Annotated in this window: 12 protein-coding genes; 11 read left to right on the forward strand and 1 reads right to left on the reverse strand. The window is 35.2% G+C overall.

The annotated features are described in order from the left end of the window. Positions 1 to 108: 108 nt before the first annotated feature. On the forward strand, positions 109 to 768 hold the full coding sequence (locus tag ABEB31_RS01910; protein ID WP_347049651.1) for a response regulator: 660 nt from the start codon (positions 109 to 111) through the stop codon (positions 766 to 768). A 10-nt stretch (positions 769 to 778) separates the two neighbouring features. Then, on the forward strand, positions 779 to 1,684 hold the full coding sequence (locus ABEB31_RS01915; RefSeq protein WP_347049652.1) for a sensor histidine kinase: 906 nt from the start codon (positions 779 to 781) through the stop codon (positions 1,682 to 1,684). A 1-nt stretch (position 1,685) separates the two neighbouring features. Here the strand turns inward: ABEB31_RS01915 and ABEB31_RS01920 are convergent, their stop codons facing one another. Next, entirely contained in the window at positions 1,686 to 2,180 is a 495-nt protein-coding gene (locus tag ABEB31_RS01920; protein ID WP_347049653.1) for a metallophosphoesterase family protein, read from the reverse strand. Between the two features lie 347 nt (positions 2,181 to 2,527). Here ABEB31_RS01920 and truA point away from each other — a divergent pair, with 347 nt between their 5' ends. The 9 genes from truA (at position 2,528) to lpdA (ending at position 17,573) form a co-directional block, all read left to right on the forward strand. Next, on the forward strand, positions 2,528 to 3,262 hold the full coding sequence (gene truA / locus ABEB31_RS01925; RefSeq protein WP_347049654.1) for a tRNA pseudouridine(38-40) synthase TruA: 735 nt from the start codon (positions 2,528 to 2,530) through the stop codon (positions 3,260 to 3,262). A gap of 84 nt (positions 3,263 to 3,346) precedes the next feature. Then, on the forward strand, positions 3,347 to 5,101 hold the full coding sequence (locus tag ABEB31_RS01930) for an ABC transporter ATP-binding protein (RefSeq protein WP_347049655.1): 1,755 nt from the start codon (positions 3,347 to 3,349) through the stop codon (positions 5,099 to 5,101). Between the two features lie 72 nt (positions 5,102 to 5,173). Next, on the forward strand, positions 5,174 to 6,691 hold the full coding sequence (locus ABEB31_RS01935; protein WP_347049656.1) for a histidine kinase: 1,518 nt from the start codon (positions 5,174 to 5,176) through the stop codon (positions 6,689 to 6,691). An 85-nt stretch (positions 6,692 to 6,776) separates the two neighbouring features. Continuing rightward, positions 6,777 to 9,371 (forward strand): zinc-dependent metalloprotease, encoded by a 2,595-nt coding sequence (locus tag ABEB31_RS01940; protein WP_347049657.1) that lies wholly within the window; start codon positions 6,777 to 6,779, stop codon positions 9,369 to 9,371. A 15-nt stretch (positions 9,372 to 9,386) separates the two neighbouring features. Further along, on the forward strand, positions 9,387 to 12,725 hold the full coding sequence (locus ABEB31_RS01945) for a SusC/RagA family TonB-linked outer membrane protein (protein WP_347049658.1): 3,339 nt from the start codon (positions 9,387 to 9,389) through the stop codon (positions 12,723 to 12,725). Positions 12,726 to 12,736: 11 nt separating this feature from the next. Then, on the forward strand, positions 12,737 to 14,056 hold the full coding sequence (locus tag ABEB31_RS01950) for a RagB/SusD family nutrient uptake outer membrane protein (protein WP_347049659.1): 1,320 nt from the start codon (positions 12,737 to 12,739) through the stop codon (positions 14,054 to 14,056). A gap of 149 nt (positions 14,057 to 14,205) precedes the next feature. Further along, a complete protein-coding gene (locus ABEB31_RS01955) occupies positions 14,206 to 14,970 on the forward strand; it encodes a LytR/AlgR family response regulator transcription factor (RefSeq protein WP_347049660.1) in 765 nt (254 codons plus the stop codon). 224 nt (positions 14,971 to 15,194) lie between these two features. After that, a complete protein-coding gene (locus tag ABEB31_RS01960) occupies positions 15,195 to 15,779 on the forward strand; it encodes an NUMOD4 domain-containing protein (RefSeq protein WP_347049661.1) in 585 nt (194 codons plus the stop codon). Between the two features lie 405 nt (positions 15,780 to 16,184). Next, complete coding sequence (lpdA, locus tag ABEB31_RS01965) at positions 16,185 to 17,573, forward strand: dihydrolipoyl dehydrogenase (protein WP_347049662.1); 1,389 nt, start codon at positions 16,185 to 16,187, stop codon at positions 17,571 to 17,573. The last annotated feature ends 152 nt before the right edge of the window (positions 17,574 to 17,725 follow it).

A 17,725-nucleotide genomic window follows, 5' to 3' on the forward strand; every position in this document is an offset into this window, starting at 1 on the left:
TTAATTTATTTGTGTGAAAAAACCCGGATTTCTGTCCGGGTTTTTTTGTGCCTAAAAACACCTAATTGTAAGATAATTATCCTAATTTTGCTTTTTAATTATCTTAAAATGAATCCTAAAATTAAAATTCATCTCGCAGACGATCATCAGGTTTTAATTGATGGACTTACCAACCTGTTACAGACTGTACCCAATTTTGAGGTCGCAGGAAGTTCGCTTGACGGCACAACCGTTTATCAGGACGTACTTGCTGATAATGCAGACGTTCTGATTCTCGACATTAGCATGCCTAAAAAAGATGGAATTGAAACTTTGAAGGAATTCAACGAAAAACAATCTTCTTGTAAAGTGATTATTCTCTCGAGTTATGATGATTTAAAAATCATTAAAGAAGTCATGAAACTGGGTGCAAAAGCTTATCTGACAAAAAATTGCGCTGGTGAAAATATAATCGAAGCTGTTGAAGCCGTTTACCACGGACAGGAATATTTTAGTGATGCTGTACGAGAAAAAATCTTCCATAGTTTTATGGACAATCCGAAATTAAATCAAAATACTGCTATAGAAAATCCGCTTTTGAGCCCGCGTGAAATTGAGATCATCACTCTGATAGCATTAGAATACAGCGGAAAGGAAATCAGTGAAAAGCTTTTTATCAGTTCGCACACTGTAGAAACCCATCGCAAAAATATCATGAAAAAACTAAACATCAAAAGCACAATTGGTTTGGTGAAATATGCCCTTAAAAACAATTTAATTAATCCTTAAAATTGCTTGTATGTCCGGCATTACATCTTTTATTTCGCTGCTTTTAGCTTTTACCGTAAAAGGAACCGCTTTTATTCAAAAAACTTTTTTTTCTGCTTCCCTTTTACAAATAGAAAATATAAGCCATCCTGTTACTGGCCAAATGGCAGAACAATTGCGGAATAAAAAAATCATCAGCTTATCTATAATGCTCATCATCATTGTTTTCCTTTTATTTTATTTCCTTTACGAGAATCATAAATTGAAACAAAAAATTAAGCGAAAAGACACCAAACAAAAAATTCTTCTCAATATTATTAATTCCGGAATCGATTCTCAGGAAGTAGAACGAAAAAAAATTGCTTCATTTCTTCATGACAACATTAACTCGCTTTTATCTTCTGCCGGATTGCATCTGAATACTTATACAGCGCAGCATGATATACAGTCAGAAGAAATTCAGAAAGCCGGAAAGATTTTATCTGAAGCGCATGAACTTTTAAGAGATATGTCTCATGATTTGGTTCCCGCACTTTTGGTTCGTTTTGGATTGATTTTCGCATTGGAAGATTTGTGCGAAAAAAATTCCAATTCAGCCATTCAATTTGAATTTTCCAGTTCGATCCCAACCAGCGTACGTTATGTCGAAAAGTTCGAAATGAAAGTCTATTTTATTGTCAGCGAGTTATTCAGCAACATTACAAAACACAGTGGTGCCACACAGGCAAAACTCTCTGTACAAGAAAAAAACAATCAGTTGATTCTGCGAATTGAAGATAATGGAATTGGTTTTAAAACCCAAAAACTAAAAGATCCCGAAGGTTTCGGATTAAACAGAATCAGGGCCAGAATTAAAAAATACAAAGGCACGTTATCGATTACTTCTAAAGAAAATGAGGGAACAAAAATAAAAATTCAGATTCCCCTGCCACATTAGACTATTTCTCTCCTATTTCTATAATTTCGAGATCTTTAATTTTATCATCGTCAATGACAAATCGTAGCATGGTTCTCACTTTATGAAAACCGCTTTTTCCTGCCGCACCCGGATTCATGTGTAACAAATTGTTTTTTTTATCAAACATTACTTTGAGTATATGAGAATGCCCACAAATAAAAAGCTTCGGTGGATTCTGTGCCATTTCTTCCTTTATATTCGGATTATATTTTCCAGGATAACCGCCAATATGCGTGATCCAGACAGAAACATTTTCGCAGAAAAATCTGTTATTTAGCGGAAATTCCATTCTAGCTTTGGCATCATCTATATTTCCGTAAACTGCCCTGAGAGGTTTTATTTTTTTTATGGTATCAGTAACATTTAAATCTCCAATATCGCCCGCATGCCAAACTTCATCTGCCTGATTAACATATTTTAAGATCGTTTCATCAATATGACTATGGGTATCGGATAGCAGAAGGATTTTTGTCATTTTTTTTTTAGGTACAAAGGTTCTAAGTTACAAATGTACAAAGGTTTTTCTGTAGAGACGCATAGTTAGTGGGTCTAACGCATAGATTATCTCAATTCCCTCATTCTACAAAATTACAAACATACTCGTTTGTTATTTCTCGCCGTTTATACTAATTGATATTCATCTATACATGAAAACTTTGCAACTCATAATCTTTGCAACTCCGAGCTGCAGAAAAAACTTTGTGCCTCTGCACCTTTGCAACTCTGAACCTAAAAAAAATCTTAGAACCTTAGTCCCGTATAATCTTAGCTTCTTCAAAAAAACCTTTGTACCTTTGTCACTTAGAACCTCTGTCCCTTAAAATGAGATATTTTATTCAATTTGCTTATAACGGAACACATTATCATGGCTGGCAAATACAGCCGAACGCCTCTTCTGTACAGGAAACTTTAAACAAAGCTTTTTCTGTTTTATTGAATGAAGAAATCAGCATCATGGGTGCAGGAAGAACAGATACCGGAGTTCATGCAAGTGAGATGTTTGGGCATTTTGACACAGAAAAGACGTTGGACGTTCCTGTTTTGGTGCATAAACTGAATTCTTATTTACCAAAAGACATCGCAATTTTTGACCTTATTCCTGTTCATAACGATGCGCATTGCCGTTTTGATGCCAAAAAGCGAACTTACGAATACCATATCAATACGGTCAAAAATCCATTTCTGGAAGAATTGAGCTGGTATGTGAATCAGAAACTCGATTTGGATCTAATGAATGAAGCCGCACAAATTTTATTGAAACATACCGATTTTCAATGTTTTTCGAAAGTCCATACCGATGTTAACACTTTTGACTGCACGATTTTTGAGGCATTCTGGAAAAAAGAAAACAACAAAATTATTTTTACCATTTCGGCAAACCGGTTTTTAAGGAATATGGTTCGAGCTATTGTTGGCACATTGATAAATATTGGTTTAAAGAAAATTAATTTAACAGATTTTGAAAATATCATAGCCAGCAAAAGCAGGGAAAAAGCAGGATTTTCAGTTCCTGCACATGGTTTATATTTAACCAAAATAGATTACGAATATATATAAAGCTTTAAGCTGTAGGCTTTAGGCTTTAAGCTTTTAAAACTGCTTATAGCTTATTGCCTCTAGCTTAAAGCCAAAAATAAATAAATGAAAGCAAAAGCATTTGATACCGGATTATTCAAACGAATTTTAAAATATACCAAGCCATATAAGTGGCGATATTATGGCGTCATTATTTTTGCCATTTCGTTGTCTGTATTCGCGGCGCTGCGTCCGTATTTATTAAAAGAAACGGTCGATGGTTATTTGAAGACCCACGATAAACACGGCTTATTGATGTATATTATATTAATGGGCGTCGTTCTCATAATGGAGGTTTTCTCGCAGTTTTACTTTGTGTACTGGGCGAACTGGCTGGGACAGGATATTGTAAAAGATATCCGCACAAAACTCTTTAAGCACATTTTGAGTTTCAGAATGAAATATTTCGATTTGGTTCCGGTTGGGCAGTTGGTTACGCGGGCAGTTTCAGATATCGAGTCGATTGCACGTATTTTCAGTCAGGGATTGTTTATGATTATAAGCGATTTAATGAAAATGCTTGTCGTTTTAATTTTCATGTTTTATATGAATTGGAAACTGACCTGGATTGTTGTTGTTGCCATGCCTATTCTGGTTTTTATAACCCGGATTTTTCAGCGAAAAATGCAGGTTGCCTTTGAGGAAGTCCGAACACAGATTGCAAACATGAATTCGTTTGTGCAGGAACGTGTCACGGGAATGAAAATCGTTCAGCTTTTTAACCGTGAAAAAATCGAAGCCGAAAACTTTAAAGATATCAACAATAAACACCGTGTGGCGTGGATTAAGACCATTTTGTACAACTCGATTTTCTTCCCCATTGCCGATATTATTTCCTCTATAACTTTGGGTCTAGTCGTAGTTTACGGCGGATTCAGAATTTTAAACGGAGATCACTTTACCACTTTTGGAGACTTATTTTCGTACACCATGTTTATCGGAATGTTGTTTAACCCGTTGAGACAAATTGCAGATAAATTTAACGAAATGCAATTGGGAATGATTGCTGCCAATCGTGTTTTTGATATTATTGATACTCAGGATCATATTCAGGACACGGGAACTCTTGAAGCTCCGGTTTTTGATGGCAGTATTCAGTTTGAAGCCGTGCGCTTTAGTTATATTCCTGAAGAAGAAGTCATAAAAGGAATTGATTTATCTGTTTCTGCGGGGCAAACCATTGCGATTGTAGGCTCGACAGGTGCAGGAAAATCTACTATTATAAATCTGCTGAATCGCTTTTACGAAATTAACAGTGGTACCATTTGTATCGATGGAGAAAATATTGAAAACTATACTTTGGCTTCTCTTAGAAAACAAATCGCAGTGGTACTTCAGGACGTATTTTTGTTTGCCGATACCATTTATAACAACATCACTTTGCACAATCCCGACATTACAAGAGATAAGGTGATTGATGCAGCGAAAAAAATCGGTGTTCACGATTTTATTATGAATCTGCCTGACAATTATGATTTCGATGTAAAAGAAAGAGGCGTGATGCTTTCTTCGGGACAAAGGCAGCTTATCGCATTTTTACGTTCGTATGTAAGCAATCCGAGTATTTTGATTTTGGACGAAGCAACTTCATCAATTGATACGTATTCTGAAGAACTGATTCAACGCGCAACAGAAACCATTACAAAAGGAAGAACTTCTATCATTATTGCACACCGACTGGCTACAATTGTAAACGCCGATAAAATTGTGGTAATGGACAAAGGTCTGATTGTAGAACAAGGAACGCATCAGGAATTACTAAATAAAACTGATGGATATTATAAAAATTTATACGACTCACAATTTGCGGTAGCGAATTAGTCCTAACAGAAACAGCATTCTTTGAAATTTAGATTAAAAAAAATAACTTCCAGACGAGCCTTTATAATATATATGGCCGTTTCTATATTTGTTACTGTCTCTTCTGTTTATATTCTTAGTAATTTAATTGCAGAACAGACAGAAAAGGCAAATGAAGATTTGGCGCAACGTAATTGCATCAAAAAGAATGAATTTATGTTGCAGGAATTTTCAAAACTTCTGGAACAGGAAAACAGAATAAAACATGTTTTAAAAATAAGCAAGCCGGCGAATCTGGATTCTAACTTACAATTGTTATCCTCGGTTCAAACTACAAATGTGCTGGTTGTTGACAATTGGTTTCAAATCAATGACAATGAAATTCAGTTTGGAAATGATACTATTTCTAATGACACCAAAAAAGGCGTTATAGATTTTATTCGTCTGAATAAAAATTCAGATCATGTGAGCAGTGTTATTCAGGAGGAAAACGAATGGGTCTGGAGAATTTATTTCAAAGTCAGTTCCAAAAACACAACAGTACGTTACGGATATGATATCAGCTTAAAAAAACTGCATGATTATTTTATTCCACTGGATAAATCAACCAATAATTATGCTTTTATATTTGACAAATCGGGAAAATGCATCTATCATCCGGAACGTGATTTTATAGGCAAAAATATTTATGAGGTTTCTTCGACCCAATCTGTTGATACTATTTTTACCAAAAACCAGGATTTTGTAAAAAGAATCACTATGTCTGAATTTTTGAAACTGGATGTTATCAGATTTACTAAAAAATTTGATGTCAAAAATTCGCATTGGTTTATCTGCGTCAATTTTCCGAAAATTTTTGTGAATGAAAATGTGACTTTGATCAAAAAATATTCAACCTGGATTTATTCTCTAACCACGATAATGCTGTTAGTGATTTTTTACCTATTCTCATACGCAAACAGGCGCGCTTATAAAGAAAAAGGAATCGCAATAAAAGAGAAAAATAAACTCCTGGTTGAAAATGAAAAAATCATCAAGGAAAAAGCTCTTATTCAGCTGCAGCAATTAAAAGAACAGATGAATCCGCACTTTTTATTCAATTCACTTAATTCTCTTTATATGTTAATGGGAAGCGATGTTAAAACAGCGCAAAAATTCACTTTGAATTTGTCCCGTATATATAGATATCTTATCGATCCGCCGGAGCATAATCTTGTTCCGCTAAAGGATGAATTATTATTTATTGAGAAATATATTTTTTTGCAGCAAACCCGATTTAAGGAAGAATTGTTTTTTTCGATTGAGATCGAAGACGAATCTGCTTTAGAAAAACAAATACCATATCTGGCCTTTCAGACTGTGGTAGAAAATGCTGTAAAACATAATAATGCAACACAGGAAAGTCCGCTAATGACTAAAATTCTTATTAAATCTAATCAGGTGATTATCAGTAATAATTTACAAAAAAAATCGACTGCCGAACCGGGCACAAAATTTGGCCTAAATTACTTGAAAAGGACCTATAAACACTACGGAAAAACCGATTTTAAAACCTCAGAAAAAGACGGCAATTTCGTCTGTATTCTTCCATTAATATCCATTCACTCCTAAAAAAAAGCCACTCACTCCTTTTTGTTTTTTTTCCACGCAAAAACAAAATAGTTTCGGTCCAAAATTAACCTAAACTTAACATCTGATGAAGGAAAAGGCATTCCTGCATAATTTGATAACATGCTTACTCATATTATTATTGTTACCACTTACTGTTCAATCTCAAAAGAAAAAAAAGGACAAGAAAGAAACGTCGACTGAAATCGCCAAAGATTCTGCCGACTCCAAAAAAGGAAAAAAATACAATGATCTTGTAAAAAAAGGGACGGTAAAAAAAGGTTTGTTTAACATCATTCAGGTTAAAACAGATGTTTATTTTGAAATTCACGACAGTTTATTCACGAGAGAATTTTTGGTTGTAAATAAATTATCTCAGGTTCCTTTTCAGGTAAATGAAGCCGGATTGAATAAAGGAATGAATTATGAAAACAAAATCATCAGTTTTTATAAAGATACAATTGCAAAGAAAGTCTGGGTAAAATCCTATGTTCCTAAAGTTTCTTCACCAAAAGAAGACGCGATTACACAATCTGTACAAAATAATTTTGCCGAATCTATTATTGAAGTTTTTGATATTGAAACGAAAAGTAACGATTCAAGCGCTGTTGTAATTAAAGTAAATAAGATTTTTGACGGAAAGCAAAAAAGCTTCAATGATGTCCTGAGCAATATTGGCTTTGGCGGTTCTGTAAAATCGGAGCTTTCTTATATTCAGGATTTAAAATCATTCCCAAAAAATATTGTTGTAAAGTCACAGTTAACAACTTCTGTCAGCGAGGGCGGACCGGCATTATCGGTAACCCTAGGTGTGACAAGTAATATTATTTTATTGGATAAAACTCCAATGAAACCACGTTTTTCTGATAACCGAATTGGTTTTTTCTCTGAAAAGCATTGGTATTTTGCCGATGCACAGCAGGCAATGCTCGAAAAAGAGCTTATTACCCGCTGGCGTTTAGAACCAAAAAAGGAAGATGAAGAACGTTATTTGAAAGGTGAATTAGTAGAGCCGAAAAAACCAATCGTTTACTACATCGATCCGTCAACTCCAAAACAGTGGAGAAAGTATATTATTGATGGGGTACACGATTGGCAGGCAGCTTTTGAAAAAGCAGGATTTAAAAATGCTATTATTGCAAAAGAACCTACTGAACAAGATTTAGATTTTGATATTGATGATGTTCGTTATTCGGTAATCACGTATGCTGCTTCTTCAAAATCGAATGCAATGGGACCATCTGTAGTTGACCCAAGAAGTGGCGAAATTATAGAATCGGATATTATCTGGTGGCATAATGTAATGACTTCATTACAAAGCTGGATGCGTATTCAAACCGGGCCAATTGATCCAAAAGCTCGTGGAAACACTTTTAGCGATGAGCATATGGGAGAAGCAATTCGTTTTGTTTCCTCTCACGAAGTGGGTCACACTTTTGGTTTAAAACATAATATGGGTTCTTCTTTTGCTTATGATGTAGAGTCATTGCGTTCTAAAGAATTCACAGCAAAAATGGGCGGAACGGCTCCGTCTATCATGGACTATGCGCGTTACAATTATGTGGCACAGCCCGAAGATAATGTTACGGTAATCACGCCAAAAATTGGTGAATATGATAAATACGCTATCGAATGGGGTTACAGATGGTATGGTCCAAATGAAAATGAGGCTTTAAAACTAAACGCTTTAATCGCACAACATCAAAATGATCCGGTTTATTTTTACGGAGAACAGCAGGAAAATGTTATCGACCCGCGTTCACAATCTGAAGATTTAGGAAACGATGCTGTAAAAGCAAGTGAATATGGTTTAAAAAACCTAAAACGCGTTGTAGACAACATCTTAGACTGGACATACGATAAAGATAAATCGTATTATGAAACCGGCAAATTATACATCGGGACTATCGGTCAATGGCAAATGTACAACCGTCATGTCATGAATAATATTGGTGGTATTTATCTTAATCCAACTGTTCACGGCGATAACAAGCAAAGTTATGTCCCGGTTCCGGCGGCGATGCAGAAAAAAGCAACAGATTACCTGACGAGAAATTTAATTACCATTCCGCAATGGTTGTTTTTTAATGATATCCTGGACAAAACCAATCCGTTAAAAGATTCTCCACTTGGACCTTATGAGTATACGCCTTACACGCTTTCAAGAGAACTACAATACAGCATTTTGTATGATTTACTAGGTGATGATCGTTTGCTTCGAATGACTGAAAACGAATTATACCAAAGAAATAAATCTAAAGAAACGGTTTTCACCGTAAATGACTTATTTAAAAAATTACATCAGAGTGTATTTGCCGGAACAATCCAGAACAAAAATTTATCCATACTGGAGCGTATGACCCAGAAAAATTATGTTGATGTGCTGATAGTTTCGACAAACAAATTGTTTGAAAAAACAGAACCTAAGAAAACAATTGCCATTCAGCAAACATTAAATATGCCTCATTTGTGCAATCATTTAGACGATGCGCATATGGCAAGAAATATTAATTCGTCTTCTTTAAAAAGAGTTACAGAAGTGACTTCTGATAAAAAAGGAGAATTAAATAAAATCCTTCAATTATTAAAAACTAAAAAGAGTACAGGAGATCAATCTACCCAAAACCATTACCGCGATTTGATACAACGAATCGACAAAGCCCTAAATAATACAACCTTTTAATACATAACCCAAAACATGAAAAAAATTCTACATGCCTTACTGCTGTTCCTGGCCATCGCAGGTTACTCGCAGGAAACCCGTACTATTACGGGAATTATTCTGGACGAAGCAGATCACTCGCCAATTCCGGGTGCTTCTATTTACGTCGAAAACAATTCCATTTCAAACAAAACTGCATTAGCAGGAATTATTCAAAGTGAAGGAATCGGAACTACTAGTGATTTCGACGGAAAATTCACTTTGAAAATTAAAAAGAGTGTTACTTCCCTTAGAGTTACTTTTATGGGATACAAATCGTATACTCTTGAGCTTGATGCTCAAAAAGACTATACTGTCAGCTTAAAATCTGAATCTGCAAAACTTCAGGAAGTTGTCGTTACCGGTTACCAAAAAATTGAGAAAAGAAAAGTTACAGCTGCCATCACTAAAATTGATATGGCTGCAATCCAGCAGACTGGGGTTTCAAGTATCGATCAATTACTGGTAGGACAAATTGCGGGGGTTGCCGTTTCTACTCCGTCAGGAGCACCTGGAGCGCCGGCAAGAATCAGAATCAGGGGTACTGCTTCTCTTAACGGAACTCAGGATCCTTTATGGGTACTTGATGGTTTACCATTAGATAACAATGAGGTTCCTAAAGTATACGATAAAGATAATATCGATGCCTTAAACAACTACTCTATTGCTGGTTTAAATCCAGATGATATTAAAGATATTACGATTCTTAAAGATGCTGCTGCAACTGCAATTTATGGTGCACGTGCTGCAAACGGAGTTATCGTTATTACTACTAAAAAAGGTAGAGCCGGTAAAATGGTTGTAAGCCTTAATACAAATACATTTATTACGCTTAGACCAGAATTTTCGAAATTAAACTTAATGAACTCTAACGAGAAAGTTGATTTTGAGCTTGGAATGGCTAGTCGTGCCGACTTGACTTACAGAGACGCCGGTGGTGAAATTGCTCGAATCTTAAATGGTTCGAACGAATTAGAGGCATTCAGAGCCGGTGGATTCTCTTCTTTGAGTCCGCAAACACAACAATCTATCAATGCCTTAAGAGGTAACAATACCAACTGGGGTAACTTATTGTACCAAACTGCCGTAAATACACAACACGGTTTAAGTTTATCTGGTGGTGGAGAAAAATCAGATTACTACTTCTCTTTAGGATACTATGATGAGAAAGGAACCACTATCGGAACTGGTTTCAAACGTTACAACTTAACTTTGAAAAACAATTTCGAAATTACAGATAAATTCAAAGTTGGAGTTGGAATTTTTGGTTCAGAAAACAAAACTACTTCTTACCTGACAGATACCGGAGCTGCAACAAATCCTGCAAATTACTCCAGAAATGTAAACCCATACTTAACTCCTTACAATGCTGACGGAAGTTATAAATACGATCAGGATATTACAGGTTACTCTGAGCGTTATGTGCCTTTTAATTTCTTAGAAGAAAGAAACAATACATCTTACGATTATAAAACAAGAGCCGTTAAAGCTTTATTAGATGCTGAATACAAAATCACTAAAGATTTAAGAGCTACTTCTCAATTAGGTTTGCAGCTGGATAACAGTTCTAGTGAAAAATACGCAGATCAGGATACTTATTATACAAGAAAGCAAAGAGAAAAATCACGTTATTTCTCTAATGGAGCTTTCAATTATTTCCTTCCAGCTGGCGGAATCATTCAGAATTCTAACATCGACTTCTTTCAGTACAACCTTAAAACCATGTTGAATTACTCTAAAACTTTTGGAGAAAAGCATGAGGTTGAAGCTATGGTTGGTAACGAGATCAGAAGAAGTTACAATACTTTGGTTGCTACAAAAGGATTTGGTTTCGATAAAAATAATCTGACTACACAGCAGATTCTTTTCCCAAACACTACCAACATTAACGACGCAGATTATAAAACATACTTGAAGACGCAGAACGAAAATGCATTTGCTTCATTTTTCGCGACAGCATCTTATACGTACGACAGAAAATACAGTTTCTTTGGAAGTGTTAGATACGATGGTTCAGATTTATTTGGTGTAGATCCAAAATACAAATATTTACCACTTTGGTCTACTTCTGCTTCATGGGCAATTTCTGAAGAAAATTTCCTAAAAGACAACATGACGCTTTCGAACTTAAAACTTCGTGCATCTTACGGTTTACAAGGTAACATCGACAAAAATACTTCTCCTTTTGTAGTAGGTACAAACGGAACTGTAATTATACTTCCGGGTCAGGCAGAACCATCTATTGTAGTAGAAAGTCCGCCAAACGACAAATTACGTTGGGAAAAAACAGAAAATGTCAACTTAGGTTTGGATCTTGGATTGTTTAATAACAGAATCAGCATTGTAACTGAGGTTTACGGAAGAAAAAGTTCTGACTTAATTGGTAATAGAGCACTTCCGCTTGAAAATGGTTTTGAGTATACTAATTTAAACTGGGCACAGGTATCAAACAAAGGATATGAAATTACTTTGTCTACAAAAAACATCGACCGTCCAAATTTCAAATGGAATACAAGTATCAACTTTGCTCACAACAAAAGTAATGTAGATCGTATTGAAGTTAGAGATAGTGAGTTCTTCCCAAGCAGAGAAGGTCGTCCGGTAAATTCGGTATTTGCATTTAAAACAAATGGAATTGACGAAAACGGATATCCTTTATTTGTGAACAAAAAAGGAGAAACTGTAAATGCTCAGACTTTCTTTGGTTTATTTGATCCTTACGCAGATTTCTTCCCTGGATTAACATCTCAGTCAAGCTTAACTGCTGCTGAATTTAGAGATTTGTTTACTTACATGGGAGACAGAGATCCTAAATTTACAGGTGGTATTACCAATACTTTCAAAGTAAGTAATTTTGATTTGACAATTGCTGCGGCATTCAACATTAAACAAACTGTAGTAAAAACTCCTCCTTACAACGGAACTCAGGTTGACAGAGGACAAAATTACAGCAGAGATATTTTAGATGCGTATTCTCCAACAAATACTTCATCTAACTTACCTGGAATTACAAGCGAAACTTCAGGATCAGGAGATTCATGGATGGCTTATCAATATTTTTCAGGAGGAAACGCTATTCAGACTATGAATTATTTAGATACATGGGTTAGCGAAATGAGTTATATGAGATTAAGCAGTATGCGTTTAGGTTATACATTCCCTAAAGCGTTTACAGACCAAATCAATATTTCAAGCATAAGATTTAATGTAGAAGCAAGAAACTTATTCGTAATTAGTTCAGATTACAAAGGTTATTTTGACCCTGAAACTTATGGAAATATTTATGCACAACCAGTTCCTAAATCATTCACTCTAGGATGTAATGTAACTTTCTAATACAATTAAAGATGAAAAAATTCTCAAAATATATAGTACTATTTGTTGCTGCAATTGCCGTAACAAGTTGTGACGATTACCTGGATATTACACCTGTAGGGAGAGTAATTCCGGAAACATTAGACCAGTACCGTGCGCTTTTAACAGCAGCATATTCTAATTATCCTGAACATAAATCATTGACAGCAGTTCGTACAGACGAATTGGTACTAAATGATTTAAATGATGAGATTAACATTTACAAAGATGTTTACTTTTGGAAGGATTCTAATCCGGATAAATTTACACAATCTTTCCAGTATCAGGAATTATACAATGTCATTTTTTATGCAAATGTTATCATTAATGAAGCTTCAGCAAAATTAGGCGCTTCTGATGAAACAAATCAATTAGTTGGAGAAGCTTATGCATTAAGAGCGTTAGCTAACTTTGATTTGGTTAACCTTTTCGCAAAACCATATAATCCTGCGACAGCTGCTTCAGACAAAGGAGTTCCGTTGGCTTTAGAAATTGATTTGGAAAATGTTTACAAACCAGAAACTGTAGAAGTGGTTTACAATCAAATAATTTCTGACACTCAAAAGGCCGAAAATTTAATCAATGTAGATGCTCAGATTGCGGGTAAAAATTACCGTTTCTCTAAAATAGCGTTGTATACTTTTGAAAGCCGTTTGTATTTGTACCAACAACAATGGCAAAAATCATTAGACGCTGCAAACAAAGCTTTGGCGATCAACAGTAATTTAATTGATTTAAAAGCGACTGCTGTTCTTGCAACAAAATACAACTCTAAAGAATCTATTTTAGCGCTTGAAGACGGATTAATCAATGGTTTAAAAGGAGCAACATATGCTTCTCCAGACTTACTTTCAGCTTACAACAGAACAACAGATTTACGTTTTCCGCTTTACTTTGTAGCAAACGGAAGCCGTTTCAGAATTCAAAAAGGTGGTAATGATGATCAGAAAAGTACTTTCAGAACTTCTGAATTATATTTAACAAAAGCAGAAACATCATTAAAACTGAATAATATCGGAGAAGCTAAAACAACCGTTTTAAACTTCATCAAAAACAGATATTCGGCAGCAGGATATACTGAATTGGAAACAAGCATCAATGCGATGAATGAAGCCGATCTAAACACTTTTATATTAGCCGAAAGACAAAGAGAGTTTGCTGTTGAAGGTCAAAGATGGTTTGATTTAAGAAGAACAACTCAAAAACAAATTGTTCACACTTTTGACGGTGACAATTATACTTTGTTACAAAATGATCCGCGTTACACGATTATTTATCCTGCAAACGCTAGATTGAATAATCCCAATCTGTAGGTTTACCTATTGTTTTTTTTTTGAAAAAGGTCCGGTTTTAAACCCGGGCCTTTTTTGTTTTTAAAAAAATCTTGCATAAAAAGCCGAGTCGACTATATTTGCAAAATAAATGAGAAGCTCATTTTCCGATACGCAAATCAAATAGCAGAATGAAAATCGCCATTATCGAAGACGAATATCTTGCATCCAGTTATCTAAAATCTATTTTAGAGCAACAGGATATTTTTGAGATTTCCGACATAACGGTTTTGAAATCTATTAAAGAAGCAGTTACTTTTTTTAGCGAAAACAGAATCGATCTGGCTTTTATGGACATTCATCTGGGCGATGGAAAAAGTCTTGAGATTTTTGAAAAAACCATTGTCTCCTGCCCTGTCATATTTATCACTGCTTATGATTCCTACGCCATTTCGGTCTTTAAACATTTTACAATTGATTATCTTCTAAAGCCATTTGAAGAACAGGAATTGCTTGAAGCACTTCAAAAATTCAAAAAAATAAAAGACAGCTTTAACAGCGATTCAACACTTCAGTCCCTTGTGGCAATAGAAAATCCCGAAAGCAGTAAAATACAGCGCCATTTTCTGGTCAACCACGGCTATAAGCTCATATCCATCAACGAAAGTGAAATTACCTACTTTGCAGCCACAGGAAAGCATTTGTTTATCTACACCAAATCGGGTCACAGCTACCTATATAATAATACCCTGACTGATATTATAAACAGTCTCGATTCATTCCGTTTTTTTAAAATAAACCGTAAGTATATTGTTAATAGAAATTGCATAAAGGAAGTTATAAAACATTCCAATCAAAAAGTCGAATTAATTCTCACGGTCCCTGCGGTCGAAAGTGATCCGATTTTGATCAGTAAAAAAGAGATTAATAATTTTAAAAACTGGCTGGACCAGTAAATTGAGTTACTATTTTTAAGAATTGCGCTTTCGCGGAAGATCAAAAAAACTGCATATTTCACAATTTGTGAATTAAAAGCGGATTAAAAGCTGTCAAAAAGATTTCAAAACGTTAAATAAGCGTTATAGAAATCATAAAATTGACGATTCTGAATCAACAACATAGCATTAATTTTTCGTTAATTATTTATCTTTGAGAGAATAGAAATCAAATGTAAAAGAAAATGCCACAAAATAGATTTTATCCAAACGAACAGTTTAAGGAAATAGAAATAAACGCCTCATTACAATTAAAATATGCCATTTCGAACAGAGGACGCTTAATTAGTTTTACAGACAATATAGAAAACGGCCGCATACTAAAAGGCGGTTTAAGCGATGGATATCCCACTTTTCGTTTTAAAGTAAAAAAAGACGATAAAATCGTAAATAAATATCTCTTTTTATACAAACTGGTTGCACAATATTTTATTCCGAAAGATTCAGAAGACCAAACGTATGTACTCCATCTGGACTATAACAGAAGCAATGACGACGTCAGCAATCTGCGCTGGGCTACTAAACAGGAAATGATGGCGCACAGCCGCAAAAGTCCGCGTGTAATCCAGGCCAAAAAGAATCTTATAGAACACAATCTTAAATCGGACGGAAGAAAATTAACCACAACCAAAGTGATGTTAATTAAAAAAATCCTGGCAAGACCCGAACAAAAAACACGTCTGAAAATGATTGCCAAACAATTCGGCGTAAGCGAAATGCAAATCAGAAGAATCGCCAGCGGTGAAAACTGGGGACACGTGAAGGTTTAGAATTTTGTTTCAGGTTTAAATTTGTTTCAGGTTTCAGGTTATGCCTGTCAATTTGAGCCTTACCTCTAAATATAGTTGCCACATATTATTAGAATTAATGATTTTTATAATCCTGTTAATCCTGATAATCTGTGGCAATACTTTTTTAAATGAACCGAAAAACAATTTAATTTTTAGATTAAAAGCCTAAAAAACTAAATTCAATTCATAATTCATAATTTACAATTCACAATTCCTTCGGTTTCTGTGAAAAGATCAAAATCTGCAGGTGCAAAAATAAATTTTCAGGTGTTGATTTAAAATAAATCCTTAAATTCGCAAACACAAATAACAAAATAAAAAATCGGAAGTGAGTTTCGGAAAAATAATCTCATTTTTCGGTAGTTAATACTAAAAACAAAAAAAATGAAATACGACGTTATTGTTTTAGGAAGTGGTCCCGGAGGATATGTAACAGCAATTAGAGCTTCTCAATTGGGCTTCAAAGTAGCTGTTGTTGAAAAAGAAAGCCTTGGCGGAGTTTGCCTTAACTGGGGATGTATCCCAACAAAAGCATTACTAAAATCGGCTCAGGTTTTTGATTACCTTAAACACGCTTCTGATTACGGATTAAAAGTTTCTGACTTTGATAAGGATTTCCCAGCAGTTGTTCAGCGTAGCCGTGGTGTTGCAGAGGGAATGAGCAAAGGTGTTCAGTTTCTAATGAAAAAGAACAAAATTGACGTTATCGAAGGTTTTGGAAAACTTAAACCAGGAAAAAAACTTGACGTTACCGATAAAGACAATAAAGTTACAGAATACAGCGCTGATCACATTATCATCGCAACAGGAGCTCGTTCACGCGAACTTCCAAACTTACCACAAGACGGCGTAAAAGTAATTGGTTACCGTCAGGCAATGACTTTGCCTACACAACCAAAATCTATGATTATTGTAGGTTCCGGAGCAATTGGAGTTGAGTTTGCTCATTTCTACAACTCAATGGGAACTGACGTTACCATTGTAGAATTTATGCCAAACATTGTTCCTGTAGAAGACGAAGACGTTTCTAAACAAATGGAGCGTTCTATGAAGAAAGCAGGGGTGAAAATCATGACTAACTCTTCTGTAGAAAAAATTGATACTTCAGGAAACGGAGTAAAAGCAACTGTAAAAACAGCAAAAGGAGAAGAAATTCTTGAAGCTGATATTGTACTTTCTGCAGTTGGAATCAAAACAAACATCGAAAATATTGGTTTAGAAGAAGTTGGAATCGCAGTTGACAGAGATAAAATCTTAGTAAACGCTTACAATCAAACTAACATTCCGGGATATTATGCCATCGGAGACGTTACTCCGGGTCAGGCTTTAGCACACGTTGCTTCTGCTGAAGGAATTAACTGTGTTGAAAAAATCAAAGGTTTACACGTAGACCCAATCGATTACGGAAATATTCCTGGTTGTACTTACGCAACTCCTGAAATTGCTTCTGTAGGTTTAACAGAAAAACAGGCAAAAGAAAAAGGTTACGATGTAAAAATCGGTAAATTCCCATTCTCAGCTTCTGGAAAAGCAAAAGCTGCCGGAGCTGCAGACGGATTCGTAAAAGTAATCTTCGATGCTAAATACGGAGAATGGTTAGGATGCCACATGATTGGTGCAGGAGTTACAGATATGATTGCTGAAGCAGTTGTAGCCCGTAAACTTGAAACAACAGGTCACGAAATCCTAAAATCGATCCACCCTCACCCAACAATGAGCGAGGCAGTTATGGAAGCTGTTGCAGATGCATACGGCGAAGTAATTCACTTGTAAAATATACAAAGTAAAGATTGAAAGATCTTTACGGAGTTATATATAATTTTCAATTTATAAAATCCGGTTTGCGAAAGTGAATCGGATTTTTTTTTGTGCATTTTTCTTTTTTGTCATTTCGACTGAAAGGAGAAATCCCACTCGGGATTCCA

Source organism: Flavobacterium olei (assembly GCF_039749035.1).
Lineage (GTDB): Bacteria > Bacteroidota > Bacteroidia > Flavobacteriales > Flavobacteriaceae > Flavobacterium > Flavobacterium olei.